This window comes from Halovivax cerinus (genome assembly GCF_024498195.1).
GTDB classification, from domain to species: Archaea; Halobacteriota; Halobacteria; order Halobacteriales; family Natrialbaceae; genus Halovivax; species Halovivax cerinus.
Window position 1 is genome coordinate 3,501,262 of record NZ_CP101824.1, and the last position, 25,810, is coordinate 3,527,071.

Annotated in this window: 30 protein-coding genes and 1 tRNA gene; 15 read left to right on the forward strand and 16 right to left on the reverse strand. The window is 66.1% G+C overall.

What is annotated here, in order from left to right; all coding sequences use genetic code 11:
* Positions 1 to 1,191: an acyl-CoA dehydrogenase family protein gene (locus tag NO366_RS16590; protein ID WP_256531896.1), complete on the reverse strand. Its 1,191-nt coding sequence runs from the start codon at positions 1,189 to 1,191 to the stop codon at positions 1 to 3.
* A 52-nt stretch (positions 1,192 to 1,243) separates the two neighbouring features.
* Positions 1,244 to 2,416: a DUF7544 domain-containing protein gene (locus NO366_RS16595; protein ID WP_256531897.1), complete on the reverse strand. Its 1,173-nt coding sequence runs from the start codon at positions 2,414 to 2,416 to the stop codon at positions 1,244 to 1,246.
* A gap of 204 nt (positions 2,417 to 2,620) precedes the next feature.
* On the opposite strand from NO366_RS16595, the gene NO366_RS16600 reads away from it, so the two are divergent.
* Both NO366_RS16600 and NO366_RS16605 read left to right on the forward strand, forming a co-directional pair.
* Entirely contained in the window at positions 2,621 to 3,430 is an 810-nt protein-coding gene (locus tag NO366_RS16600; protein WP_256531898.1) for an RIO1 family regulatory kinase/ATPase domain-containing protein, read from the forward strand.
* 86 nt (positions 3,431 to 3,516) lie between these two features.
* Complete coding sequence (locus tag NO366_RS16605; protein WP_256531899.1) at positions 3,517 to 5,046, forward strand: aldehyde dehydrogenase family protein; 1,530 nt, start codon at positions 3,517 to 3,519, stop codon at positions 5,044 to 5,046.
* A 669-nt stretch (positions 5,047 to 5,715) separates the two neighbouring features.
* On the opposite strand, the gene NO366_RS16610 is transcribed toward NO366_RS16605, so the two are convergent.
* The 6 genes from NO366_RS16610 to NO366_RS16635 all read right to left on the reverse strand — a co-directional run bounded on the left by NO366_RS16610 (position 5,716) and on the right by NO366_RS16635 (position 10,231).
* The gene (locus NO366_RS16610; protein WP_256531900.1) at positions 5,716 to 6,537 is read right to left on the reverse strand and encodes a nitrilase-related carbon-nitrogen hydrolase; all 822 of its coding nucleotides are present in this window, start codon (positions 6,535 to 6,537) and stop codon (positions 5,716 to 5,718) included.
* Complete coding sequence (locus NO366_RS16615; protein WP_256531901.1) at positions 6,534 to 6,983, reverse strand: SRPBCC family protein; 450 nt, start codon at positions 6,981 to 6,983, stop codon at positions 6,534 to 6,536. The genes NO366_RS16610 and NO366_RS16615 overlap by 4 nt, the downstream gene beginning before the upstream one ends.
* A gap of 130 nt (positions 6,984 to 7,113) precedes the next feature.
* Positions 7,114 to 7,338, reverse strand: a complete 225-nt coding sequence (locus NO366_RS16620; RefSeq protein WP_256531902.1) for a DUF7123 family protein — start codon at positions 7,336 to 7,338, stop codon at positions 7,114 to 7,116.
* Between the two features lie 77 nt (positions 7,339 to 7,415).
* On the reverse strand, positions 7,416 to 7,601 hold the full coding sequence (locus NO366_RS16625) for a DUF7525 family protein (RefSeq protein WP_256531903.1): 186 nt from the start codon (positions 7,599 to 7,601) through the stop codon (positions 7,416 to 7,418).
* 183 nt (positions 7,602 to 7,784) lie between these two features.
* Positions 7,785 to 8,816, reverse strand: coding sequence for a phosphate signaling complex PhoU family protein (locus tag NO366_RS16630; RefSeq protein WP_256531904.1), 1,032 nt, complete (start codon positions 8,814 to 8,816; stop codon positions 7,785 to 7,787).
* 338 nt (positions 8,817 to 9,154) lie between these two features.
* Positions 9,155 to 10,231: an ATP-NAD kinase family protein gene (locus tag NO366_RS16635; protein WP_256531905.1), complete on the reverse strand. Its 1,077-nt coding sequence runs from the start codon at positions 10,229 to 10,231 to the stop codon at positions 9,155 to 9,157.
* A gap of 121 nt (positions 10,232 to 10,352) precedes the next feature.
* On the opposite strand from NO366_RS16635, the gene NO366_RS16640 reads away from it, so the two are divergent.
* Together NO366_RS16640 and NO366_RS16645 are read left to right on the forward strand one after the other, a co-directional pair.
* Positions 10,353 to 10,475 (forward strand): hypothetical protein, encoded by a 123-nt coding sequence (locus NO366_RS16640; protein WP_256531906.1) that lies wholly within the window; start codon positions 10,353 to 10,355, stop codon positions 10,473 to 10,475.
* A gap of 297 nt (positions 10,476 to 10,772) precedes the next feature.
* A complete protein-coding gene (locus NO366_RS16645; RefSeq protein ID WP_256531907.1) occupies positions 10,773 to 11,126 on the forward strand; it encodes a winged helix-turn-helix domain-containing protein in 354 nt (117 codons plus the stop codon).
* Positions 11,127 to 11,307: 181 nt separating this feature from the next.
* Here the strand turns inward: NO366_RS16645 and NO366_RS16650 are convergent, their stop codons facing one another.
* Positions 11,308 to 12,204, reverse strand: a complete 897-nt coding sequence (locus tag NO366_RS16650; protein ID WP_256531908.1) for a DMT family transporter — start codon at positions 12,202 to 12,204, stop codon at positions 11,308 to 11,310.
* 71 nt (positions 12,205 to 12,275) lie between these two features.
* Here NO366_RS16650 and NO366_RS16655 point away from each other — a divergent pair, with 71 nt between their 5' ends.
* Positions 12,276 to 12,407: a hypothetical protein gene (locus tag NO366_RS16655; protein WP_256531909.1), complete on the forward strand. Its 132-nt coding sequence runs from the start codon at positions 12,276 to 12,278 to the stop codon at positions 12,405 to 12,407.
* A 9-nt stretch (positions 12,408 to 12,416) separates the two neighbouring features.
* Here the strand turns inward: NO366_RS16655 and NO366_RS16660 are convergent, their stop codons facing one another.
* Together NO366_RS16660 and NO366_RS16665 are read right to left on the reverse strand one after the other, a co-directional pair.
* Entirely contained in the window at positions 12,417 to 13,847 is a 1,431-nt protein-coding gene (locus tag NO366_RS16660; RefSeq protein WP_256531910.1) for a HEAT repeat domain-containing protein, read from the reverse strand.
* Positions 13,848 to 13,922: 75 nt separating this feature from the next.
* Positions 13,923 to 14,642, reverse strand: coding sequence for a protein sorting system archaetidylserine synthase (locus tag NO366_RS16665; RefSeq protein ID WP_256531911.1), 720 nt, complete (start codon positions 14,640 to 14,642; stop codon positions 13,923 to 13,925).
* A gap of 173 nt (positions 14,643 to 14,815) precedes the next feature.
* Here NO366_RS16665 and NO366_RS16670 point away from each other — a divergent pair, with 173 nt between their 5' ends.
* Positions 14,816 to 15,262, forward strand: coding sequence for a cupredoxin domain-containing protein (locus NO366_RS16670; protein ID WP_256531912.1), 447 nt, complete (start codon positions 14,816 to 14,818; stop codon positions 15,260 to 15,262).
* Between the two features lie 158 nt (positions 15,263 to 15,420).
* On the opposite strand, the gene NO366_RS16675 is transcribed toward NO366_RS16670, so the two are convergent.
* The 4 genes from NO366_RS16675 to NO366_RS16690 are packed head-to-tail and all read right to left on the reverse strand — an operon-like array spanning position 15,421 to position 18,241.
* Entirely contained in the window at positions 15,421 to 16,062 is a 642-nt protein-coding gene (locus tag NO366_RS16675) for a 30S ribosomal protein S3ae (RefSeq protein ID WP_256531913.1), read from the reverse strand.
* Positions 16,059 to 16,535, reverse strand: coding sequence for a KEOPS complex subunit Pcc1 (locus tag NO366_RS16680; protein ID WP_256531914.1), 477 nt, complete (start codon positions 16,533 to 16,535; stop codon positions 16,059 to 16,061). Before NO366_RS16680 ends, NO366_RS16675 begins: the two co-directional genes overlap by 4 nt.
* Entirely contained in the window at positions 16,532 to 17,773 is a 1,242-nt protein-coding gene (locus NO366_RS16685) for a hypothetical protein (protein WP_256531915.1), read from the reverse strand. The genes NO366_RS16680 and NO366_RS16685 overlap by 4 nt, the downstream gene beginning before the upstream one ends.
* The gene (locus NO366_RS16690; RefSeq protein ID WP_256531916.1) at positions 17,774 to 18,241 is read right to left on the reverse strand and encodes a 30S ribosomal protein S15; all 468 of its coding nucleotides are present in this window, start codon (positions 18,239 to 18,241) and stop codon (positions 17,774 to 17,776) included. It abuts the gene before it with no gap.
* A 617-nt stretch (positions 18,242 to 18,858) separates the two neighbouring features.
* Here NO366_RS16690 and NO366_RS16695 point away from each other — a divergent pair.
* The 9 genes from NO366_RS16695 (at position 18,859) to NO366_RS16730 (ending at position 24,948) form a co-directional block, all read left to right on the forward strand.
* Positions 18,859 to 19,842: a hypothetical protein gene (locus tag NO366_RS16695; protein WP_256531917.1), complete on the forward strand. Its 984-nt coding sequence runs from the start codon at positions 18,859 to 18,861 to the stop codon at positions 19,840 to 19,842.
* 92 nt (positions 19,843 to 19,934) lie between these two features.
* Positions 19,935 to 20,006 (forward strand) — tRNA-Ala (locus tag NO366_RS16700).
* A 289-nt stretch (positions 20,007 to 20,295) separates the two neighbouring features.
* Positions 20,296 to 20,583 (forward strand): DUF7563 family protein, encoded by a 288-nt coding sequence (locus NO366_RS18685; protein WP_425493190.1) that lies wholly within the window; start codon positions 20,296 to 20,298, stop codon positions 20,581 to 20,583.
* Positions 20,580 to 20,873 carry a hypothetical protein gene (locus NO366_RS16705; protein ID WP_256531918.1) on the forward strand — a complete coding sequence of 98 codons (294 nt, stop codon included), beginning with the start codon at positions 20,580 to 20,582 and terminating at the stop codon, positions 20,871 to 20,873. Before NO366_RS18685 ends, NO366_RS16705 begins: the two co-directional genes overlap by 4 nt.
* Positions 20,870 to 21,319 (forward strand): hypothetical protein, encoded by a 450-nt coding sequence (locus NO366_RS16710; RefSeq protein ID WP_256531919.1) that lies wholly within the window; start codon positions 20,870 to 20,872, stop codon positions 21,317 to 21,319. The genes NO366_RS16705 and NO366_RS16710 overlap by 4 nt, the downstream gene beginning before the upstream one ends.
* 112 nt (positions 21,320 to 21,431) lie before the next feature.
* A complete protein-coding gene (locus NO366_RS16715; RefSeq protein ID WP_256531920.1) occupies positions 21,432 to 21,959 on the forward strand; it encodes a PD-(D/E)XK family putative nuclease in 528 nt (175 codons plus the stop codon).
* Between the two features lie 312 nt (positions 21,960 to 22,271).
* Positions 22,272 to 22,559, forward strand: a complete 288-nt coding sequence (locus NO366_RS16720; RefSeq protein ID WP_256531921.1) for a hypothetical protein — start codon at positions 22,272 to 22,274, stop codon at positions 22,557 to 22,559.
* 3 nt (positions 22,560 to 22,562) lie between these two features.
* A complete protein-coding gene (locus NO366_RS16725; protein WP_256531922.1) occupies positions 22,563 to 24,185 on the forward strand; it encodes a DUF7845 domain-containing protein in 1,623 nt (540 codons plus the stop codon).
* Positions 24,186 to 24,693: 508 nt separating this feature from the next.
* On the forward strand, positions 24,694 to 24,948 hold the full coding sequence (locus tag NO366_RS16730; protein WP_256531923.1) for a DUF7692 domain-containing protein: 255 nt from the start codon (positions 24,694 to 24,696) through the stop codon (positions 24,946 to 24,948).
* Between the two features lie 335 nt (positions 24,949 to 25,283).
* On the opposite strand, the gene NO366_RS16735 is transcribed toward NO366_RS16730, so the two are convergent.
* The gene (locus tag NO366_RS16735; protein ID WP_256531924.1) at positions 25,284 to 25,667 is read right to left on the reverse strand and encodes a PD-(D/E)XK family putative nuclease; all 384 of its coding nucleotides are present in this window, start codon (positions 25,665 to 25,667) and stop codon (positions 25,284 to 25,286) included.
* Positions 25,668 to 25,810: the final 143 nt, after the last annotated feature.

Genomic DNA, 25,810 nt, shown 5'->3' on the forward strand with positions numbered 1-25,810 from the left:
TTACAGCCCGAGTTCCCGGCCGATGACGAGGTGCTGGATCTCGCTCGTCCCCTCACCGATCTCCATGAGCTTCGCGTCGCGGTAGAAGCGCTGGGGGGCGAAGTCGGTGGTGTAGCCGTACCCGCCCAGCACCTGGACGGCCTCTTCGGCGACCTCGCGGGCGGCCTCGGAGGCGTCGAGTTTCGCGAGCGCCGAGGCCTTGGTGACGGGTTTCCCCTCGTCGTAGCGGCGCGCAGCCTTGTGCGTGAGCAGGCGGGCGCGCTCGGTCTTACGGTACATGTCGACGAGCTTGTCCCGGATGGCGTCGAACTCGCTGATCGGCTGGCCGAACTGCTCTCGCTGGCCGGCGTACTCCGTCGCGTGGTCGTAGGCGCCCTGAGCGAGCCCTGTCGAGAGCGCGGCGATGGAGATGCGACCGCCGTCCAACGTCTTCTTGGTCTGTTCCCAGCCGTCGCCTTCCTCCCCGAGCAGGCGGTCCTCCGGGACGCGAACGGAGTCGAGCGAGAGTTCACACGTCGGCGAGGCGTTCAGCCCCATCTTGTCCCAGACGGTGGTCACCTCGAAGCCGTCGTCTTCCTCGGGATCGACGATGAACGTCGAGATACCGCCGTAGCCGGCGTCGGGATCGGTGACGGCCTTCACGAGAACGGAGCCGGCTTCGGAGGCGTTCGTGATGAACTGCTTCGTGCCGTCGATGACCCACTCGTCGCCGTCCTTCTCCGCGGTTGCACCGCTCCGTTCCGAGGCGTCCGACGCCTCGCGTTTCTCCGCGGTGGTGTTCATGTCGGAGGCGTCGGAGCCGCTGCCGGGTTCGGTCAGCGCCCAGCCGCCGAGGTACTCGCCCTCCGCGAGCGGACGGAGCCACCGTTCTTTCTGCTCGGCGGTCCCGAAGAGTTCGAGCGGCTTTGAGGCCAGAGAAGTGTGTGCGACGTAGGAGAGCCCCACCGATCCCGAGACGCGACCGAGTTCCTCGGCGACGACGGCGTACATGAGCGTGTCGCCGCCCAGACCACCGTACTCGTCCGTGATCGGTACGCCCATCACGTCCAGGTCCGCCAGCTGGTCGAAGATTTCGGCGGGGAAGCGGTGGTCGTCCTCGATCTCCTGGGCGATCGGTTCGAGTTCGGCCTCACAGAAGTCCCGCACCGTCTTGCGGATCATCCGGTGCTCCTCGGGGAGCTCGAAGTTCATATTGGACCAAAGAGCGAGCCGTGAGATAAACGCACCGAACCCCGTCGGACCGCTACCGCCAGTCGGACTCGTCGGTCGAGTCCGAATCGTCGGGGCCGTCGTCCGTCCCGCCCCAGCCGCCGTCGGCGTCGTCGGCTCCATCGTCGTCGGTCGGTCCGCTCCAGTCCGGGCCCGAATCCGTTCCCCAGTCGTCGCTGCCGGTATCCGGGTCGTCGCCGTCGCCGGCCCAGCTGTTACCGTCGTCCCAGTCGGCACCGGTCCGAACGGCGCGGCGCCGATCGGGAATCAGATCGAGGTCGGGATCCGTATCCCCGAGGACGAGTAGCGCGTAGTAGCGCACGAAGACGACGAGGGGCATGTTGATCAGTGCGCTGACGAGCATGATCGCGAGGAACCCGAGGACGGCGAGCGGCACGAGCAGGAAGAGCCCGATTTCCCCCAGCATGACCAGCATCACGCCCACTATCACGAACGGTATCGCGACGAGGAAGGAGACGATCAGCATGAGGATCCCCAGACCGATCGAGGCGGCGATGGAGACGACCGTCACCAGGACGAGGTACAGGACGTACTCGCCCGGGTTCCCGCGGAGCGTGGTCCAGAACCGTCCCCAGGCCGAGAGGACGCCGCGGTCGTCGGCCACCATCGTCGGCACGACGAACTCCGTCGTCAGTCGGGAGACGATGGCGTAGACGAAGAAGACGACGACCGCGAGCGCGATCAGCTGTCCGATCGTGGAGAACGAGATCGTCTCCAGCTGGTCGATCGGCCACACGAGGTAGTACGCCGGAACACCGACGAGGACCAGGCTGAGAAGACCCAGAACGGCCCGGAAGACGAACAACCTGACGCCGCGCCAGAGGTTCGAGCCCAGCCCCGAGAGTATCGATACCGAGCCCGACCGCATCGAGTCGATCAGGACGAACTCGAGCGTCGATCCGAGAACACCGAAGACGATCCAGATCGTGAGGACGATCGCGGCCATCAGTGCGAGGACCGCGATGACGTCGGGTGTCAGACTCGGCCAGTCGACCGCCGACGGTTCGGTCGGCGTCGTTCCCGTTCCCGTCGGATCGCCGGTCGTGAACGAGGTCGGCGAGAATCCGCCTGCGCCGCCGACGAAGAAGACGACGACCGCGAGTTTGAGCCACCGAACCACGTCTATCGGCGTGAGAAAGTCGCGCGTCACGTCGATCGCGTCGCCGAGGTCGTCGATCGCGTACATGGTCTTTCGTCGTCGGATTTACGCTCGCTTGATAAAACGGTGTTGATTTCGCCCAGTTGATAGGTAAGTCCGACGCCGGCGAGACGGCGCGACGATCGGTGGGGCGCGTCGATCCTCTACAGCCGATTCGACGAGTGAAAAGGCGTCCACGCTCGCCGTGGACGCCGGGACGATTATACCGTCTGACCGTAAACCATCCCGTGGATGGACATCCGCCAGCTCGCCCGCGGGACTATCGCCTGGGATCGGCTCGAGCTCGTCGCCCGAACCCTCGCCGAGCGGTACGACCGCGACGCAGTTCGCGTCGAGTTCCTGACGGCGGACAACTGGTTGTCCACACCCTGCGTGATCGACGAGGAGTGGTTCGTCAAGATCGTCTCGACGCAGAACACCAGGGTCCACTCGCTGCTGACCGCCGGTCGAAACGCCGGCGCGCTCACGGCGGGCGCGAGCGGCTTCTTCGATCGCTTCGAGACGCCCCTGGAGATGGTCGAACACGAGTACGAGGCGACGAATCGTATCCGCGAGATCGGCTGTCACGCCCCGGAACCGATCGAGGTCTTCGAGGTCAACGGTCTCGGCGTCCTCGTCCTCGAGTACCTACCGGCGTTCGAGTCGCTCGACGAACTCCCCGAAGCGCGCGTCCGCACGGTGGCTCCGGACCTGTTCGAGACGCTCTCGACGATGCACGAGAACGGGCTGGCCCACGGCGACATCCGGGCCGAGAACCTCCTGGTGAGCGAGGGGCGCCTGCACGTCATCGACGCGACCCGCGTCCAGGCGGGCCGTCAGAGCGAAACCTCCGGGTACGACCTCGCGTGCGCGCTGGCCGTCCTCGAGCCCCGAATCGGCGCCCGTGACGCCGTCGATGTCGCAGCCAGGTACTACGACGGCGATGCCCTCCTGGCCGCACGGGAGTTTCTCGACTTCGTCCGGCTGCGGCCCGACCACGGGTTCGACAGCACCGTCCTCCGCGGCGAACTGGAGAAGGGTGCAGATCTGGACCGCCACTGAACGGTCCGATCGGATCGGACCCGATCGACCGTCCCCCGGTCGGATAGCAGGGTTTTTCATCCGGCTTGGCGAACCTTTGTCCGAGCATGAGTCACGACGGCGAAACCTACGGCCACTACATCGGTGGCGAGTGGACCGACGGCGCAGGCACAGACACGTTCGACAGTCAGAATCCGGCGACGGGCGAGTCGATCGCCACGTTCCACCGGGGCAGCGAAGACGACGTCGACGCCGCACTCGCCGCGGCCGACGACGCGTTCGACGAGTGGCGCGACCTCTCCTACATCGACCGCGCGGAGTACCTCTGGGACATCTACCACGAACTGCGCGATCGCACCGACGAACTCGCCGAGGTCGTCACCAAAGAGTGCGGCAAGGAGATTTCGGAGGGACGTGCAGACGTCGTCGAGGCCTACCACATGGTCGAGTGGGCCGCCGGGAACGCCCGGCACCCCCACGGCGACGTCGTCCCGAGCGAGGTCGGCGCGAAGGACGCCTACATGCGCCGCAAACCGCGCGGCGTCATCGGCTGCATCACGCCGTGGAACTTCCCGGTCGCGATCCCGTTCTGGCACATGGCCATCGCGCTGGTCGAGGGCAACACCGTCGTCTGGAAGCCCGCCGAGCAGACGCCGTGGTGCGGCCAGATCATCGCCGAGATGATGGAGGACGCGGGCGTCCCCGACGGCGTCTTCAACATGGTACAGGGCTTCGGCGACGCCGGCGCCGCCATCACCGACGACGAGCGCGTCGACACGGTCCTCTTCACCGGCTCCGCCGAAGTCGGCCACGAGATCGCCGGCAAGGTCGGCGGCGAACCCGGCAAACTCGCCGCCTGCGAGATGGGCGGCAAGAACGGCATCGTCGTCACCGAAAACGCCGATCTGGACATCGCCGTCCACTCGGCGATCATGTCGTCGTTCAAGACGACGGGTCAGCGCTGTGTCTCCTCCGAGCGCCTCATCGTCCACGAGGACGTCTACGACGAGTTCAAGGACCGCTACGTCGAGACGGCGAAGCAGGTCTCCGTCGGCGACCCGCTCGACGAGGACACGTTCATGGGCCCGGCGATCGAACCCGGCCACGTCGAGAAGATCCAGCGACACAACGAGCTGGCGGAGAAAGAGGGTGCCGAGGTGCTCGTCGACCGCTTCGAACTCGACGACGACGAGATTCCCGAGGGACACGCGGACGGTAACTGGGTCGGCCCCTTCGTCTACGAGATCGACTACGATTCCGACCTGCGCTGTATCAAAGAGGAGTGCTTCGGCCCGCACGTCGCACTCATGAAGTACTCGGGCGACATCGAACGCGCCGTCGAGATCCACAACGACACGCCTTACGGACTGGCCGGCGCCGTCATCTCCGAGGACTACCGCCAGATCAACTACTTCCGCGACCGCGCCGAACTCGGGCTGGCCTACGCCAACCTGCCGTGCATCGGCGCCGAGGTTCAGCTGCCCTTCGGCGGCGTCAAGAAGTCGGGCAACGGCTACCCGAGCGCCCGAGAGGCCATCGAGGCCGTCACCGAGCGCACCGCCTGGACGATGAACAACTCGAAGGAGATCGAGATGGCACAGGGGCTCTCCGCGGACATCAAGACCGAAGACGAGTAACGTCGACACCCGACTCCGTTCGGTCCGTTCTCTCGGTCGTGACACGCCCGTGCTCCGTCAGCGTGACCAGCAGGGCCCCACCAGCACGACTCTCGGCTGGAGCGGTCGCTCGGCCGGAGACGTCGCCGTCGCACCGACTGTGGTCGTCGACGCCGACCGACTCACCCCCGATCGCGTGTTCTGGACCGCCCGGAGCATAGCCGCGGTCGAGACCCCGATTCCGACGCACTCAGTCATTGCACCGACGAGCGAAGCGCTCGACAGGCACCGTCGTCCGGCGAAATGGTGATGGCGGACCGAGAGGAGAACCCGGCTGCCGGCGAGGCCGGGTGCGGGCGGGCCGTGACCGACGTCCGTCCACGTGTGGCGACCGAGGTGATCTCGTTACCGATACAGACGTGAAAAGCGCCTGCTATCGGCGGGAAACACTACGTCGGCGTGCACCAAAAGTGTCCCGGTCGGTGACGGTTCACGCGAACGCACCGTCCGTGTGTCGAAGTGAGACGCGAGCGAGGAGCAACCCGTGGCGGAACCTCGCCCGCCGAGCGACGGGTCGTCCTCCGAGGACCGAACCCCGCGCCCACCGGAGCGACGACGAGGTGCACGAATTTCAATCCGGCAGAAGGGTCGCTCTTCCCGACCGGCTCGATTCCCGCCACCGTCCGGGACTCACTGCCGCCTATCCGCCAGCGCCGGGAACTCCTCGCGCACCCGCGAGACCTGCGACGGATCGACGTCGGCGACGACCAGTCCGGCCTCGTCCCCGATCGAGGCGACCGGCGTCCCCCAGGGGTCGTACACGGTCGACCGACCGAGGAGCGTCGCATCCGGGAACGATCCCGACCCGTTGACGGCCGCGAGAAACAGCTGATTCTCGATCGCCCGCGCTCGCGAGAGGGTTTGCCAGTGTTCGATCCGGGGGTACGGCCAGGCGCTCGGGACGAGAACGAGCGTCGCCCCCGTCTCGACGAGCGTCCGGTACAGTTCGGGAAACCTGAGGTCGTAACAGGTGGTGACGCCGATCGTGAACGGACCGATGTCGGCGACGTCGACGGCGTCGCCGGCCACGAGTACCTCGCTCTCGGCGGACTCGTAGCCGAAGAGGTGGTGCTTGCGGTAGACGAGACGGCGCTCGCCGGCGGCGTCGAACAGCATCGCCGTGTTTGCCAGTCCCTCCTCGGCCGGCGTCGGGGCACTCTCGGTCGCCGAGAGGTCCTCGACGATCGTCCCGGCGAGGACCGCGACGTCGTGCGCCGCGGCGGCCTCGGCGACCATCGCCGCCGTCTCACCGTCGAGCGGTTCGCTCGCCCGTTCGTACTCGTCGAACGCGAAATACCCCGCGGTGAAGAGCTCCGGCAGCGCGACGAGATCCGCTCCACGAGCGGCCGCTCGTGCGATCATCGTCCGAGCCCGCTCTCGATTGTCCGCGACGGCCCCGGACCGTACCGTACACTGTGCGAGGGCGATGGTGAACTGACCGGAGGCGGTCACGTCGATCCCTCCGCGTCGGGCCCGGCGAACGAGCGCTCCGCGGCGCGACGGAGGTTCTCGAGTTCGTCATCCAGTTTCCGGGTGAAGTAGCGTTCGACGCCGGGAAGCGACCCGTCGACGACGAACTCGCTCTCCAGGCGACTCCCCGCGTCGGTGGCGTCGATCTCGTGTCTGCCCGTGACGTCCATCGCGGCGGAGCGACCCACGAACTCCACGAGTGACGGCGGTTCCCGGACCCGATCGTGCGTCTCGACCGTCGCCGTCCGGTCGACGAACGGTATCGGTAGTTCGACCTCCCAGGTGCATCGACGCGGGTCGGACGGGTCGACCGAGAACGATCGGACGACGCTGATGGCTCGCGCCCGGTTCGCCGGGTCCCCGATGAACGCCCACAGCTCCGACGGAGACACGTCGAACGCGTCCGTCCGTGTGACCCGTACGGTCATACCACCCATCCGACCGCCGCGACTAAAAAGACGACGACCGATCGTCGACGTTCGCACTCGTCACCCAAGAGAACCCACACACCACGGACGTCCTGTCGGTCTGTGACCGCTTCGATCCTGACGGCCGCCGTTAGCTCACCGTAACGCGCCAGGTCGTCGATCGTGCGCGTCCCCACTTCTCGATGTCGACGTCGTCCGACTTCTCCGAGAGTTCCGGCAGTCTCGCCCCCACTTGCTTCGACGAGAGGCCGATCGCGTTCGCGATATTTTTCGCCCGGAAGTACTGCTCGCCCCGGGCCGCACTCTCACGAAGATACGAGAGGATCCGCCGGTCTTCGTCTGAGTACTCGCTCATTCGTTCACCGAAAGTACGGGCCGGCACGTCTTAACTGTTGGCAGACGGGGCGACGCCGTCGGCAGTGATTCCAATCGTCACACCCAGGAGAGGTGTGTGACGACGACCGCGAGACTGCCGAACAGGACAGCTCCGGCGAATCCCCAGGCAGCCAGTTGCTCCGGAGCGCCGACGAACATGACGACGGCTCCGAGAACGGCGAGCGCGCCGAAGAGCATCGAGAGACCGATGCCGCGATCGGACGAGGTCGTTGCGGTAGTCATGCGAGTCTCTCGTGAGGGAACGGCCTTAACTATGCTCATTTTCCCGTTCGATAGGCCGGCTGGAACGGGTCCGTTCGGTGGGACGCACCGGTCCGGATGGACCGTTCGGTCTCGTGAACGCGACCGACGGCCGGAATCGAGACCACGTTCCGACCGGGTCGGTCGCCAGTCGGGCCCCTCGCGTCAGTGAATCGTCGTGTAATCGGACTCCTCGTTGAGCGCGAGGTTCGCCGCGATCTCGGCGTTTCTGACGGCGTACTGCGCGGTCTGTTCGAGACTGACGAGGACCTCTCGGACACGGAGGAGATCTTCGTTCGGCATCTCCGGGAGACCCGTGAGCACGTCGTCCTCGTGGTCTGATATCTCGGCGAAACTCGTTCGGGCTCCGATCGCCATGTCGTACTCTCGTTCGACGGCTGCCTCGACGGCCAGCGTGGTGATGTCGTCGACCTCGTCGGTCAGCTCGCGAATATCCGAAACGACGGCGTTCTCGACGTCGAGGCTGTGTCCCTGCGTCTCCAGGACGATGTCAGCGATGTCCTCGGCGTTGTCGGCTGTGAGTTCCAGGTTCTTCGCGATGGAGCGATAACCGATGAGCGAGACGCCGCCGTCCAGTCCCACCGCCTGCGCAACGGCGGGATTCCCGTGGGCGCTGAAGATGAGCCGGAGGATGAGAACGAAGATCTTGTTCGCCTGGCGCTCCCGGTTCAACGCACGCTCTGCGAGGTCGGGATTGCCGTGAGCGAGCGCCTTGATCGCCTCGCCGCGCATGGTTCGCCCGGTCCGCTCGAGTCGAGTGAGCAGGTTGTCGAGCGTGAAGTCGGCCGGATCGACGGAACACCGAATCGCGATGCTCTCCGGCGTCTCCTCGATGACGCCGAGGCCCATCAGCTGCGTCTCCGCCAGATAAACCGCGTTGATGATGTCGGAATCGAGCGCGCCGTCCTCCCGCTCGACGTGAATCACCCGACGTCCGAGCGCGTACTGGGCGACGATCGCCCGCTCGACAGCCGTCGCGTCCAGTTCGTCAGCGTGGACGATCGCCTCGCTCTCTTCGACGTGTGCCGACTCGGGCATCACGGTCAGCGTCCCGTTCGACCCCGTGCGCAACGAGACCTCGTCACCCTTTTCGACGCCCTGTGCGCTCGCCCACTCCGCCGGCAACGTCATCGCCAGCGTCGACGGACCGAGACGCTGGACCTTTCGCGTCTTCATGCGGAGAGCTTGCACGGCACCGTCCTTAACCCTACCCCTACATCCTTATATTCACTCCAGTTTATGAGGATGAGGATAAGGTCGTGATCGAGGACCGACAGACGGTGGAACCCATCGGGGACGGGTACGATACCATCGGGGACAGGTACGATCCGTGAGCAGACTGCCGTGGCGACAGAACACACTCGAGCGTGGTGCCGAAGAGGGCTCGATCCCGGCAACAGGACACACCTGATTGCGGTACCGAAGAGGGCTCGGCGGTCGGGCGACGAGCGTCGGACCGTTGTACCGCACACGACTGAGCACGTCACCGGGCGACGACACGGAGGACAGGGCGTTCACACCACTTTGATCATTCGCGTCGTAAATCGGCCCGTTCTGACGTCCATCCAGCCCCTGAGAGACTCGTCGATGTCGGGGTCGTCGGTATCGACACGGAGGACGTCGAGCGCGTCGAGTTTCGCACCGGAGGCGACGACGTCGATCTCGTCGGCCTGCCCCAACACGGCCGGCGAAAGCTGGTGATTGCCGCGGCCGAAGACGAACCCCTGTCCGCCGATGGGTGAGACGACGACGGTCGCCGGCGGTTCCATCGCCTCCAGGATCTCCGATTCGGCCGCGTCACGCGCGATCGTCTCGCCGTCGCGCCACACGTCGACCCCGAGCGGCGAGGAATCTGCGCCCAGTTCCTCCTGGATCGCTCCGACGGTCCCGCCCGGACCGAAGACGTAGGTCCTGTCGGGGTCGATCCCGCGGGCGAACCCGGCCGCGAGCGTCTCGACGCTCCCACTGGCGAGTTGCTTGCCGGACTGGACCGCCCGCGTGACGGGGACCTGGACGACGGCTTTGAGTTCCGTCCGGACCGTCCCCTCGCGATAGGCCGCTTCGTCGATGTCGTTGACCTCCCGCGCGGCGACGTCGTCGTATGTCGCCGCGACGCGTCCGGCATCCGCGGGCGTGACACCGAAGACGGCGGAGTAGATCTTGACGCCGGCGGGAACGCCGAGGACGGGCGTCTCCCCGCCGTCCTCCTCGACGACGGTCGCGACGTCGACGGCCGTGCCGTCACCACCGACGAACAGCACGAGATCGACGCCCCGATCGAGCAGCGCGCGGACGGTCTCGCGCGTGTCGCTCCCGCCCGTCTCCGTCGGCGACGTCGGGGGTTCGTGGACGACCGTCGGTTCGACGCCCGCCGCGCGGACGGCGTCCGCGCCCATCGGCGCACCCGCTGTGAGGACCGTCGCATCCGGTTCGCGTTCGACGAACGCGGCGATCGCCTCGCGCGCTCGATCGGGTGCACGGGGCTCGGCGCCCCGCTCACGCGCTTCGTCTAGCAGTCCATCGGTCCCCTTGAGCCCGACTCGACCGCCCATCCCGGCGATCGGATTTACGACGAAACCCAGCCGTGTCATGCCGAGGGGTTGCAGCGGAGACGGCAAAAGCCACGCGGCTCCGACGGCCCAGAGTGGCGAGTTCGCGGCGACACCGACGCGGATCTGAACGATTAAGGAGCCCCACCCGTCACTATCGGACATGGTCGAACACGCACCCGTCCTCGAGACCGGATCAACGCTACCCATCGACGCCGTCGGCTGGGGCGTCCTCCTTCTCAGCCTGCTCGTAACGGCTCTCTGGCTCGCGTACGTCTACCGCTGACGCGGGTCGGAGCCCAGAAGCACCCCCAGCGAACGACGAGACGCGGCCGCTGGATACGGGATTCGATCCAGCGTCGGGACGGAAACCCGATGCGGGAATCGACCCGGAGGATCAGATTACGCGGGTCCCGACACGAATGGCCTGATTCCGTGGTGCCCGACCCGACAGGTCTGGACGACGAACAGTCCGGCTCCGGTTCGAATACGACGATGTGACGGCGAAAACGGGATTCCTTCGACGGTGACGGTCTCCGTAACCACAAGATTCAACCCTGATAATTTGCAACACTGTCGTAGGATGTCACACAGTCCGCAGGGGGGGAACCAGGAAGCGCGGTCCGTGCTGGGCGCTCTCGGCAGCAAATACAGCGCGGAGATCCTGTGTGCGGCAGAGACACCGAAGTCCGCACAGGCGCTGAGCGACGACATCGAGATCCCGATCGCGACGTGCTATCGCCGCATCGAGGAACTCGTCGAGGCCGGACTCTTGGAGTGCGAAGGCCGACAGCTGTCAGAGGAGGGGAGACGCACGAGCATCTACCGTCGAACCATCGACGAGGTCGAGATCGACTTCAGCGACGACCGGCCGCGATTCTCTGAGAAACGCCGCACCGAAGCCAAGAATCGACTCCAGGACCAGCGCCGGGAGTGAGATGGGCGATCGAGCGTCGCCGGGCCAGACGCCACATCACCGCGTTCGCACTACGATCGTCCGATCGGTCCGAGCGTGTCGGCATACAAACGCCGACGTCACGTGGTAGCGAATTCTTCCGCGAACGCGGAACCACCAGTACGAGTCGCGTTCGATCGAGAATCGATCAGAGGGTCGTCGGTTACGTACCCGCGTCACGTCCACGTGACGTGACGTAGATTCCCACGAGGACGACCGCACCACCGGTGAGCGTGACCGCGTCTGGCACCTCGGCGAGCAAGGCGAGTGCGAGCACCGTCGATCCGATCGGTTCACCGAGCCAGGCGACGCTGACGACGACGGATTCGACGTGTTCGAGCGTCCAGTTGATCAACGTGTGCCCCAGGATACCCGGGACGACCGCCATCGTCACGAAGAGGAGCCACTCGACGGGCGGGTAGGCCACGTACTCGTGACCCTGTGCGCCGACGAGTGCGAACAGCGTGAGCGAACAGGCGGCGTAGACCACGGTGACGTATGGAAACAACGAGACGCGCTGGCGGATCGATCGCCCGGCGAGGACGTACCCGGCGAGGGTGATCGCACCGACCATGGCGAGCGCATTTCCGAGGGCGGTGGCGTCCGCGAGCGGCGCCTGACCGGCGTCACCGAACGACATGATCGCCGCCCCGCCGATCGCGACGGCGATGCCGCCGACCGTCCGACGCGTGATCCGCTCGCCGAGGAGGAATCCCGCACCGATCGCGACGAAGACCGGCTGGGTCTGCACCAGCGTCACGCTCGCCGCGACGCTCGTGTAATTCAGGCTCTCGAACCAGGACGCAAAGTGGACGGCGAGTGCGATACCGGCGAGCGCGGCGAACGCGAGATCACGACGCGAGAGACGACCGAACTCCTCACGGTGAAAGTGGACGGCGATCGGTGCGACGAGAACCGTCGTGAAGAGCACCCGGTAGAACGCTGCGACGGACGACGGCGCGGCGCTCCAGCGGACCAGGATTGCGCTCATACTCCCGGCCAGGACGGCGACCGCGAGGGCGGTGACCGGCGTGACGCGTCCGTCCGTCGAGAGAGACACGTTGTGGACCTTCCAGGCCAGCACCCAATCAGTTTCGACTGCGGCAGTCGAGACCGACACGGCGACGGTCGATGCAGCGGGCCGGCGAACGCACACTGGAACGCGTTCGTGACGGGAACGTACGCGAGAACGAGGGGACAGAGAACGACACCGTCGATAGCGCGGAGACGCGCTCCGTTCGGGAGACGGATCCCGTCAGGTGACCCGTCCCGTTACCGGGCGCGTTCGGCTTCCGCCTGGACGAGGTAGACACGGTCATCGGCGTACGGCGTCACCGCCTCGAGGGCGTCTTCGGTGCCGATCTGTCGGAGCGCCCACGCGGCGCTCGCACGGACGGAGTCGGTCTCGTCACCAGCGAGGACGTCCGCGAGCGGGGCGATGGTCCGTGTATCGCCGATGAGTCCCAGCGAGCGAGCCGCCCGACTGCGAACGGTGGGGTTCTCGTCGGCCAGCTGGTCGGCGATCGGCTGGACGGCCGCCTCGGCGCCGAGCTGTCCGAGGGCGCGCATCGTCGTGGTACGCATGGCGACGTCGCCGGTGTCGACGTAGTCGAGGAGGGTGTCGACGACGTCCTCCGTGGATTCGCCGATCGCGCCCAGCACCCGGATCGCCCGTTCGTCGCGGCGGTTCGCCCGCTGGACCATGGCGTCGATCGCCGCGGGATCGGCCAGGTGTTCGAGCGCCTCGAAGCAGTGGCCCTCCATGTAGTCCGAATCGAGCGAGTCGAGCGCGAGCAAGATTTGCTCGACGTTGCCCTGCTGCTGGTGGACCTTGAGCGCGTGCCACTCCGGCGGGAAGTCCTTGACGTGATCGAGAACGTCGTAGAATCCCTCTCGACGGAGCTGCTCGCGGACCTCGAGGTCGTCCCAGGCAGTCGCGTCGTCCACTCCGTCGTGCAGGTCGTCGGCGATTTCGAGAAGCGTCGCGATGGTCCCAGCGTCGTCGTCCGGGTCGAGGTCGGCGGCGTCGATCTCGGCCTCGGCGTCCTCGACCGTGGCCGCGAGGTCGGCGACGGCGTCTTCGATCCGATCGTCGACGACCGATCGCACCGCGCCGGGATCGTCGCTCGCGGCGGTGGAGTCGCCCTCGTCTTCGGCCCCGTCGGACGGGTCGACGTCCGAGACGTCGAACGCGGACTCCTCGACCGGCGCGATCGCCTCGTCGGCCGCACCGAGCGCCGCTATCGTCTCGTCGCGTGCAGTGGCGACGACCGGCCGGAGCTGGTCGACGCCCTCCGCGGTCCAACGCGTCGACGACAGGTCGCTCCGTGCGCTCCCGTACTCGTCGACGACGTCCTCGGCGTACGGGCCGCGCTGGTCCTCGATCCCCGACTCGACGTCGTCTATGGCGTCGCCGAGGTCGTCGCGTTCCTCGCGGACCGCTTCGTACGGGTCCTCGGGGACCTCTTCGTCTTCGTCCTCCGGTTCGTCCGGCGGCTCGGGTACCTCGATCGACTCGTGGTCCGCCCGGACGTCGTCGAGCGTGGCCTCGACCTCGTCCAGGTCGGGTTCCGTCTCGGCCGCCTCGAGCTCCGTTTCGAGCGCGTCGACGGCCTCGCGAACGGCCGCGAGTGTCGACTCGAGTTCCTCGACGTCGGGGACCGCTTCGTCCGCCGACCCCTCGTCGGCGTCCCCGTCGCTCATGCCCGCACCTCCCCGCGGTCTCCGGACCGCCGATCGCTGGGCGCCTTCATACCCGCCGTTCGGGTACAAATCCCCCTAAGCGTTTCCATACACCCGGGCGGCGAACCGTCCGCCCTGCCAGTAGAGCCACGGTCCGAGGAGGAGGTACGCGAGGCCGAGCGTCAGAAGGGCGACGGGAAACGACCGACCGGCAACGGACGGAATCGCGACCGCGAGCACGTGGACGATGCCCATCAACAACGCGTCGCGGGCCTGCAGGTCGGGATAGCGGATCGTCGCCACCATCAGGTAACAGAAGGCGATGGTGAGCCCCAGAATGACCACCGGGTCGTCGATACCGGCGAGGATCGCCGCACCGAGGATCGTCCCCGCGAGCGTCGTCTGGACGCCCTCCGTGTAGTCGGCGTCGGTGTCGTACGCCGTGTACAGGCCGAGCCTGGCCACGGCCATCGCGACGAACGTGGCACTGACCGCTCCGATCCCGACCAGCCGTGGGGAGACGGCGGTGGACGCCACGTCGAAGCCGTCCGTGACGACGACGAACGAGAGTGTCGCCGGCGCGACGGCGAACGAGGCGACGTCGGCCAGCGAGTCGAGGTGCGGGCCAGCGGGCGTTCCGCCGAACCGCCGGGCGAGGACGCCGTCCAGACCGTCGAGGACCGCAGCCAGCAACACCAGTCGGGCGGCGAATCGGACGTCGACGAACGCGAACACGACGGCGAGGAACCCGAGCGCCGCGTTCCCGATCGTGACGGCGTCGGCGACGCCGAGCCGTCCGACGAACCGGGGTCGCATACGTCTCCGTGACGCGGCACCGACCTTACGTGTTCCGTCTCGCCGCGAACGCCCTCGGCGAGCCCGCCACCATCGCTCGGCCGTGTCGCTCCCGAACGAGGGATACCGCGCCCATTCCCACAGTCCGGGGACGAACCGCGCCGGTTAAACGACCCACGGCCGAAGTCGCGGGTATGAGACGCCGAGCGTACCTCGCCGGAGCGGGCTCACTCGGCACCCTCACCCTGTCGGGCTGTACCGCGCTCGCCGACACCGCGGACCACCTGTTCGGGGACGAGTACGACGTGGGGATGGACCGCAACGCGTTCACCCCCGCGACCGTCGAGACGCGCGCCGGCGACCCCATCGTCTGGAAGAACACGAGCGGCTCCGTCCACACCGTCACGGGCTACGACGGCTCGTTCGAGGGCGCGGCCGAGTATTTCGCCTCCGGCGGGTACGACTCCGAGTCCGCAGCGCGCGAGACCTGGTTCGACTCGCAAGGCGGCGCCATCGGAACCGGCGACACCTTCGAACACACGATCGAGGTTCCAGGCCGATACCAGTACTTTTGCGTTCCACACGAGCTGGACGGCAACGGACGCGCCCGCATGGTCGGGACGATCGTCGTGACCGAGTGATTTCGGGGACCGGCCGAATCGGGACGCCCAGGAGAATTCGACTGCACGCTCGTCGATGGGCACGGACCGGCCGGGAGCCGGTCGGTGCGCCGACCCACGTCAGAGACGCGGTCACTGACGAACGACAGCTCGCAAAACGGAAACGGGCGCTCGACGGGTCAGTCGTCGGCTTCCACGTCGCTCTCGTCGAGGTCCACGGCGGTCGCCTCCTCTTCGGCCACCTCGTCGGGGTGCGCCTCGAGCGTCGTCTTCTGGACTTCGACGCGTCGGAGCGGGTAGATCGTCTTCGCCTCACCGTAGATCGCCGATGAGAGACGGCCCTGGACGATGCTGTCGACGAGCTCTTCGAAGGTTCGGTCGGCCGCGGCCGACTCGACCATCTCGACCATCTCCTCCCGGATCGCCATCTCCTGGCTCGCGTCGGCCTTCTTGGTCGTGAACGCGACCGGCTGGACCTGCACGCGGTAGTCGTCGGTCGTCATGACCGTCACGTACGCCTCTACCTTCGAGGCACCGCGGCGGACCAGCGAACGCAGGTAGTCCCGCGTGAGGGAGTGTTCGACGAACTCGGTGTAGGCCGAGTCGCTGCCGACGTCAGTGATGCGGAACGTGAGCTTCGTGTTGTTCTCGCTGGCGTTGTTCGTGAGGTCGCCGAGCGTCGTCTCGATCGTTCGGTCGTATACCTGTTCGGCTTCGTCCGCGGGGGTCTCGCCGAGCTCCTCCCGGTCGAACATCTCCGGGGCGAGCACGGTGTACCACCGCTTCTCTTGCTTCGTGCGTGAAACTGATCGTTCACTCATGGTGTATCTGTTGTGTCTGTCTGCGTTCGGTCGTCTGTCGATTCGTCGGTTGGCTGCGAACCGGCCGTCGATGCGCTTTCATCCGGCGCGTCGCCGTTCGTCCGCTCGGCATCCGCTGACGTCTCGTCGTCCGGCGCGTCGCCGTTCATCGTCGAACGCTCGGTCTGCGCGCGGGCCGCGTCTCCCGACCGGGCGCCCGTCGCCACCGCCTCTGCGACCGCGAGGTTGACGAGCGTGTCGTCCACGGTGGACTGGAGTCCGCTCGTCGACTCGCGCTCGATCGTCGTGACGACGACGCGTTCGTCGGCGCCGGCGGTCGTCGCATCGGCCGCTCCTCCCTCGTCGTTCGTCGACCCGTCGTCGACGACGGACTCGACGCGCGTGTCCATCTCGTCGGTGTTGTCGGGAGCCAGCGCAGCGGCGACCGTCTCCGGGTCGGCGTGAGCCGTCCGGATGGTGGCGCGTCGCGTCATACTCGCCCCCGTGCGGATTCGATCACGGCGTCCGCGTCGATCGTCGTCCCGGTGGTGTCGCCGTCGTCCGTCGGCTCGTCGTCGAGCCGGATCGTCGCTGCGCGGTGACCCGCGTCCCACGAGAGATCGTGGGCCGCGGCGATCGCGTCGGCGGCCGGTTCGACCGGGCCGTCCGTGGCAGCGAGCCCGACGCGGTCGTCGCCGACCACGCACACCAGCGACTCCGGCGTGCTCGTCGCGGCGACGAGCTCTGCGACGGACTCGATGGCGTCCGTGCGCGCCGTCTCGGGCGCGTCCTCGCCCAGCCGCAGGACGAAGACGCCGTCGTGGCGCGCCGTCTCGGCGGCGTCGATCGCCGCGTGGACGGCCTCGCCGTGGGCGCGCCAGGCGTCGAGCGCAGCCTCGGGGCCGCCGTGGCCGATGGCCAGCGCGATGGCCGCCGCGGGCGACGTGCGCGCCGTCGCCGCGAGGACGTCGGCCAGGCCGCCCACCGTTTCGAGCGGGGCGGCCGGTGTCACGTCCGGGTGGACGATCCGGTCGAGCGTCTCCGTGGCGCGGTCCGTGGCGCCGTCGCGTCCGATGGCGTCGATCGCGACGAGCGAGGCGACCCGTCGCCCCTCGGCGTCGCCGATCGCGTCGGCGACGGCGTCCGCGTCACCCGACCAGTCGGCGCGGACGAGCGTCGAGTGAGCGAGTCCGTCGACGACGTCGTCGGTCGGAATCGCCACGCCGGGTCGTCGGTCGACGGTACCCGTCTCGCGAGCGATCTCGACCACGTCGGCGACGAGTTCGGTATCGGGTTCGCCGTAGCCGGCCGCGATGGTCCCAGCGAGCGCGAGCGCAGGATCCGGATCGACGTCGAGTTCGTCTTCGGCGGCGAGTTCGTCCACAAGGGCGACGGCCCGACCCGTCAACGATCCGGTCGTCGGGTCGAGGATTTCGACGACGGCATCGGAAGGGACGTCGTCGGTCCGCGGGCCGTCCGACTGGTCCGTGTCGCCGTCGTGAAGCGGTCCGAAGGCCACCGTCACCGCGTCCGCGTCGGTCGCGACGCGATCGGCGCGTTCGGTGCGCTCACCGAGGCTCACCTGGTACGGCGTCCCGCGGGTGGCGAGCGCCCGTGCGAGGACGCCCGCAGCGGCGAGGGCGTCGCCGTCGGGGCGGGCGAGCAACTGGACGAAGCCGGCGCTGTCGAGGGTGGCCGGCGTCGCCTCGGTGGAACGGCCCGTCGTCGTCATCTAGTCTTCTACGATCTCGACGGCGACGTCGTAGCTGTACGTGAAGTCGGGTGCAATTTCGTCGCCGCTATAGTACTGGACGAGTCGGCGTACCTTCGACTCCGTGTTCTGTAGCGCCCGCTTGTTCTGGTGGTCCTGCGGGTTCTCCTGGATGTGCTCGCGCAGGCGGACTGCGCGCTCCATCAGGTTGTACAGGTCCTCCGGGAACTCCGGTGCCGCGTCGTTGTCGTCCAGGATCTCCGTGATCGACTTGCCCGTCGCGAGGGAGACGTCCGGGACCGGCGTCCCGGTGACGCCCTCGTCGCGCAGTTTCATGCCGATCTGGCTGGGGTCGTGGCCCTGCTCGGCCAGCTCGACGACGCGCTCTTCGATCGCGTCTTCGTCCACGTCACTCCACTCCGGCGGGTCGTCTGCCGTCGGCTTGTCCGAACCGGACGAGCCGCGACGGCGGGTGTGCATTCGTGCCATTGTCTGAGGATAGGAACCACACTGACCGCGAAAGTCCGGCGACTGGCCGGGCGCACTTCCGCAATCTCGAGTCGCGCCGAGAGATCGGGTCCGAGGTGGACACCGTGACGCGACGGGTCAGATTTGCGGCCGTGCGATTCCCGCCGAATATCGGACGAGAACCGGTAAAAGCGTGTCGACTCGGGAAGACGGGATCGACGCTGTCGCCCAGACGCGATTCCAGGTCCGTCGTCCCGACAGGTATCGATCGAGGGGTGGAGGGGCCGAGGGCGCACGGCCCGAGTGACAGCCGCTCCGGTGTACGAACCGAGTGGCGGACGGTCTGGGTGGCGGACGGACGCAAGCGGTGGCGGTTGCACACCGGAGCCGGTAGAAGGCACATCGGGAGGCGCACTCTGGGTGCATACGGATAGCCGGCACGAAGTCCTCGCGGCACCGATCACACCAGCGCTCGACCGGATCGCGGGACCGGACGCGCATTACCGTCTCCACTGCAGGCGGTTCGATTATTAGTCATCTTACGGTATTTGCGTTGGTCATATCTATATCTTTTACTTCATTGTGAATTGTATGTACAATCGAACAATTTATCATACATCGATGGGCAGTCGTATATCATGGCAATACATTTCGGTAAAGGAACTCGTGTGTTCGCGAAGACACTCCCGTTCGTCCTGCTCAGGATGGGCGTCGGGGCCCTGTTCGGGCTACTCGCCGTGCTCTACTTTGGCGTGGTCGCCTGGGTGCTGTTCACCCTCGTCGACGGCGGCTCCATATCCGGCATGATCGCGCTCGTCGGCCTGCTCCTGGCGGCCGGATTCTTCGCATGGGTCGTCCGACTGGCCAGGCGGTACGTCCTGTATCTCGTCAGCGCGGGCCACATCGCCGTCATCGCACACATCCTCGATACGGGAGCGGCGCCGGACAGCCAGCTCTCCTACGGCATCGGGCAGGTCAAGGAGAACTTCGCCTCCGCCAGCGCGCTCTTCGCGGTCGACCAGCTCGTGAAAGGTGTCATCAAGCAGTTCAACCGCGCGGTAGCGTCCCTCGCGAACTGGGTCTCGTTCGTCCCAGCGCTGAAGAACATCATCGAGATCCTGCGGCGGGCGATCGCGATGGCCGCCTCCTACATCGACGAGGCGATCCTGGCGCACATCTTCCTCAGCGACGAACCCAACAACTGGCGAGCGGCCCGCGACGGCGTCGTCCTCTACGGCAAGACCTGGAAGCCCGTCCTCACGGCGACGATCATCATCGTCGTCGGGATGTACGTCGCCGCCTTCGTCGGCCTGCTCCTCCTGACGCCGCTCGCCAGCGTCCTCGGGAACCTCTCGCCCACGTTCGAGTACGCCGGCTGGATCATGGTCGCCGGCATCGCCCTCACCGGCTACCTCGGCTTCCTCCGGCCGTGGGTCAAGACGGTCGTCATCACGACGTTCATCCTCGAAGCGCGCGACGAGACGCCCGACAGCCAGACCGTCGACGACCTCGTCTCGAAGTCCGAGAAGTTCTCGGAGCTCATGGCGAAAGCCGAGTCCGAAGAAGCGGCAGAGACCGACCCCGACGCACCCGAGCCCAAGACGCCCGGCTCGGCCGCGTAAGTCGCACTCGGCCGCGCCACCGAATCGCACGCACGCGTCGTGTATTTCGAGGGGTTTATCTATACCCGTCGGGAACACGGACTTGCGAAGGCGGGCTCGTAGATCAGTGGTAGATCACTCCCTTGGCATGGGAGAGGCCCCGGGTTCAAATCCCGGCGAGTCCATTCGGAATTAACCGTTTTATCCGGGGAAATCCACACCGTCGAGAGACCTCAGTTCGTCGGTTTTCAGGCGAATAGCACCCTGACGGTGCTCCCTCGGAAATTGGGGGCAGTCCAATCCGGAACGCGCCCCGACGCTGTCACCGTCTCGATTCAGGGAGGTGAGTCTCATGTCGACGAGTGAAATCGTCGATAGAGACCGCGCTCTACCCATCTGCACCTATTGCGGGCTCCAAATCGATCGTGAACCGCGCGACTGTCCAGCACTCGACGATGGGAGGTGTCATCCGTAATGCACCGATTCGACCCCGATCACCGTCCGAATCGGTGCCTCAAATGCGGAAGCCACGTCACCCCGGAATTCCGCCGGGGGAACGGTGACGATCGCGACCGAGCCCACCGGTGCTACGAGTGCGATTCCCGGAGTCGAATCGATCGCGGTAGCGCTGCGGGCCGGTCCGTCTCGATCGTCGATCCGCTCGACGAGCCGGGGCGTTTCGGCGAACCGATCGACGAACTACCCGCGACGGTTCAGGCTCTTTGCCGGCAGGTCGCGACCGACGGAGGTGAGCGCCGGTGACGGGCGAGTTCGTGCGTGCGAGTCGCCTGTTCGACGTCGAGAGTCGGACGCCCATAGCCCACCCGGCGACGCAGGCGACTGACCGTGATGTTCGGAAGGCAATCGAGACCACCGAGCGCGAACTCGTCACCGACGGCGGGACCGATCGGCCGACTTGCTACAATCCTCTCTGTGACGAACCGGTTCTCGAACCGGAGAACCCGGAGGTTCGCGAGTCCTACTGTAGCTGGGAGTGCTGTGTCGAGGCGCGCGAGGGTCGAGCTGATCGTGACGGAGGCGATCGCCGATGAACGCCCGCGACATAGCCAGGGCCGCCACGGCTGTGATCGCGATCGTGGCGTTAGCTCTCTCCGGAGCGTACGCAGCCGACGTAATCAGGCCGGACGAGACGACGGACGGCCGTCCGAACGTGACTGTGTGGGCCGAGGAGTCGTACTTTGACCGTTGCCTGGTCCTCGCGTCGGTCACCGTCGACACGGACGAGGCAGTCTTAGCACAAAGTGAGTTCCCGAATGAATCCCATTTAGCCGCGCCCGCGAGACTCGTTCGGGAGGACACCGACCGGGTCCCTGTTGCGCTTACAGACGGAGGTGAAAACGTCTCGTTCCGGTCGATCAACACGGCCGAGAATCGAATCGGCGACCCCCTGGTCTACTCGATCGACACCGAGTGCAACGCGACGGTCGTGAGTGATCCGTTCGCCGAGGCGGCAGAACGGGGTGAGTCTGGCCGATGAGCCGACTCGTCGAGCGCGACGACTGCGAGCGCTGCGGCGAGCCGACCGCGGCGACGAGCCGCCTGTGTCCCGACTGCGTTCGCGAGGTCCGGAAAGCGCGGGGTGATGTGCTGTGAGTTCTCGCGCGAGTCTCGGCGAGATCGAGAGTCCGAAGGCTAGTGGCGACGCGATCGAGGCCAGCCTCATTCAGGAGATCGACGCGTTGGGCTACGTGGGCGACCGAACGGCCACCTGGCACGACGCGGTGACGACCGGTCTCCTGGAGCCGTCGACGACGCTGCCCTTCTACGGTATCGTGGTTGTCGAGACGGAGACGCCGATCGAGATCAAGGCCTGCCAGGTCCGGACGAGCAACGGTTCCCGGTCGACGCGCGGCCGATTCTACGTCAAGCGTCAGGCGCACGAGCAGCTGCTCGACGCCGCCGGGATGTACCTGCTCGCGGTGTACGTCCCGCGGCCGGGCCTGCCGAACCTGGCGCGGGCGATCGTGCCCGCGACGCTCGTCGACGAACTCCTCCGCGGTCGGTGGTACGACGTGGCCGCCGATCGGTCCGAGCAGGAGGTGGCGCAGCTGGCGTGGTCGCACGTGATCGATCCGGAGACGGTCGACGAATCGCGGGGTGGTCGCCGTGTCGAGTGACGAGCCAACTCTATCGGACTTCGGTGGCGGGACAGACGACCCGAAACCGGCACCGACCCGATATACCGAATACGGCCACTCAGGAAACCGGTGCCACGCGATCACGGACGATGGAACCCGGTGTAACCGTTGGTCCCTCGATCTACACTGGCTTTGCGAGGTTCATCAGGACACACTGGTTGCCACGATCGACCACGACCCGATTCGACTCATCGAGGCGACGGCCGACGTCCGTTGGAAAGACGTCGAGAACGAGCAGATCCGAGAGGCTGTCGGGAACGTCGATCGGCGCTACTACGGAGGTGAGCGGCGGTGAGCGTCGACGCCGATCGAGACCTGAGCGCCGAGCTCGCGAGTCCGGAGTCGGGCCTCCAGGGTTTCCCCGTCGACGCGATCTGCACTGGCTGCCAGCGCGTTCACGTCAAGCAGGTGCGCCCGGAAGACGTCGACGCGGAGATCGGCGTCGATCCGGTGACGCTCGACGCGGAAGGTCTCACGTCGTTCAAACACGTCTGCCACCGGTGCGGGACGGCGACGTGGTGGAACCCGACGGCGGTCCTGACCGGCTTGATCGAGGCGAAGCGGTCAGCGGAGGAGTGACCGATGTCGCAGGTCGCGGACGCCCCGCACGAGAGCCACGGCCGTTGGAAGTGGGACGAGTGGGGCCGCGGGCCATACACGGCGCTGTCGAAGGTGATGCTCGGACCGCCGTTCGAGGGAGAGATGAATCTCGACGTCGAGGTCGACGGCGAGCCCTGGCACATCTACGTCAAGTATTCGAAATCCGGGTTTGCGCCGGCCGAGAGCGACCCGATCGAAGCGACGCGGTTATACGAGTGGGACATAATCGGCCGCGGTCCGGGTGAGTCGAAGTCGACGTACAACATCTCACCCCGATTCCCGGATATGCGTCACTTCGAGACGGGTGAACCGGTCAATCTCCCGTGGGAGAACCAGTTTGGCGAGGTCGAGGGAGTCGACGTCGAGTACAAACCCTCGAACGTGACGCCCGAGCGATCGCTCGAACTGTTACCCGAGTTCTTCCACGCGATCTTCGAGGAGGCCGGCGAACCGGTGTATCGCGAGTACTTCCGAGAACCGCCGCACCCGGAGTACAGCCGCGAGTGGGCGCACGAGCGATACGTACGCGCTCGCCGAGAATGGGCCGAGCGGATGGCGCAGTCGGGTGTTCTGCAGAAGGTCACGCACCACCTGGCCGATACCGAGGGTGTGAAGATGACCCTCGATATCGACAACGAGGAGGTCGTGAACCACCAGAACCGGCTTATTCTCCCGCCGTCGGCGGTGAGCGAACTGTTTCCCGGACACACCTACGGCCGAAAGTTCGAGATCTACCTGCTCGCCGATCCGAACGCGGTGAGTTCGGATCACCCGTCGTACCATCCGAAGGTGGAGGTCCTCGTAAACAAGTCGTTCAACGACGGCGAGTCGTGGGCGTGGGCCGAGCGCCAGGAAGTCGTCGAGGAGATCGAGGAGACGCTGATGAACTTCCTGGCGTGGGAGGACATTCCGTTGAACCCGGACGGGAGCGGCGTGTACGTCGAAGACGACCACTTCGCGGCCGAAACGCGCGAGGAACCGGTCGAGATCTACCAGGACCCGACGCCAGGTCTCGAAGCGAAAAGCGACCACCTGTTGGTGACGACGCTCCGCGAGATGGGCGACACGGCCGAGGAGGTCGCCGGCACGATCGCGACGGACGGCGGCCAGCGCGTCGACGACCTGGCCGACGACCTGGGGAAGCATCCGGCGACGATCTACCGCGCGATCCAGGAACTCGGTGAGCTCGTGACGCTCGATCAGGGCCACGTCTCGTACCGAGCGCGGAAGTTCCAGGAGGAGATTCGTGCGCTCGTCGAGAGCGCCGAGTACGCCATCGAGAGTACGGCCGACCGACTCCAGCAGGTCATGCACCTGGCGGAGCACGTCGCCGACGTCTCGCCGTTCCAGAAGTGGGTGGCCGAGTACGGCGCCGAGATTCAGTTCGACGAAGACGGCGATCCGGAGCAGCTGCGAATCGACGGTATCCTATCGTGGCTGAAATCCAGCTCGTACGAGTCCGTCCAGGAGGCCGCGCGGAAGGCGATCGAGAAGTGGCGCCACTCGGGGAACGATCCAGCTGTTCTCCGTGGCGCTATTATGAAGTGGCAGACCCCTGAAGGCGGGACCGACACCGGCTACATTGGGGCCGTCGCCGACCGCTGAAATTGCCAGCGTAGTGGCAACACTATTCTAACACTTATTTTCAGCAAGTAGACTTTCATCCAGTTCTGACTATCACAACCATGTTTGTGTTTAGCCGGTCGCCGGCGCGTCGATCAGCGCGACCGCACCGCAACCCCTGCGGGGTCGTTTCGCGCTGCGCGCGAAAGCCCCCTTGGGGCGTGTCCCCAAGGGGACAGAGCCTAAAAATTACACAGCCACCGCCCTGCCTCCGCAGATCTCCAGTTGAAGCACACGAAACGGTGGTTGGTCGGGCGCACCGAGCCGCCTGGAAGGCCGATCGGCCGCGAGTCCTTGGGGTCGCACGTCGACAAAACCGGTTTCCCGAATATGCACACGAGCGCCAGCTCGGCGTGTGCATATCTCGCGCCGATCGAGCCGACCGGCTCGCAGACTCCTCTGACATCCTGACAGAAACACCCCGATTATGGGCTGTGGGCCGGGTTGAGTGAGTCGAAAAACTAGGATTCGGGAGTTCGTGTGTACGAGTATGCGAATCCGCACCGACGGAGACTACGCGTATCGGAAGGACGTGATCGAACGAGCGGCTGACTACTACGGCTGTAACAAGACGAAAGCCGTCACGCAGGCGTGCGAGGACGTGCCCGAACTCGTCGGGGCGGCTCGCCAGGTGATCGAGCGCGAGGACCTGACCGCCGAGCAGCGCCAGGAGATCGCCGAGACGCTATCGACGAAGGCCGTCGGGTTCGACGTCCAGACGACGGTCGAAACTCGCACTGAATGAAAGGTGCCGGTAGTCTTTTATCATAATACGTTATGTTTCTCTCTGCGGGCATGTCCGTCTGTGGTTGCCACCCAGATCGTACTCCACGGTGCCCGCATTTTTCATAAACCGAACCCAACGGGCATTAGGTTTACCGATGTCCGTAATCGGCCAAAACGCCTATTCTTCGCGGGTACAGTGCCTATATTGGCGGGTAGCACCAGTCCGATCCGATCACCGTCAATAGCTTCGGACCCCCGCCGACGAAGACATGGGGCGTGGCGCGTTCGGTCGGTCCCCCCGCCGAGGGCGCCACTATCGTTTTCGTTTCCTACCGATAGCATATAGCCGTCGGTTCAGAACACGTCGCCGATAGGGATCTTCGCCTGCTTCGTATCACGGTGATCGCCGCCACCGTGCCACCGGAGGAGCGGGAGATTCGCCGCTTTGACCATCTTGTCTTTAAGGATCGTACAGCCTGAGCGGCCGTGCGGGCGGTAGACGACGAAGCAGTACCAGCCGTCGTGCCGCCGGAGTTTCCGGTGGTAGGCGTGATAGACCTTGAAGTTTCCCGGCTGGCCGTCGGCATGTTCGATCATCGTCGATTTGATCTCGACCGGTGTTCCGTTTCCGAACCTGGCGTCGTGCCAGCTCGACCGTTCGAGATCGAACCGACGCTTTGCGGCCATCCGCTTTTCGCAGATCGTGCCGAAATGGTTCGCCCGCTTCGAGCGATTCACGCCGAACCACGCGCCACGCGCGTTTTATATATCGACTCCTCTCGGCTGTTGGCTGGCGTGGGCCGTGGGCCGCAAGGTTCGACGAAAGGAGAGAGAACCGCAGTAATAGTGGGGTGTCCCGTGTCGTTGCCGGAATGCCACCC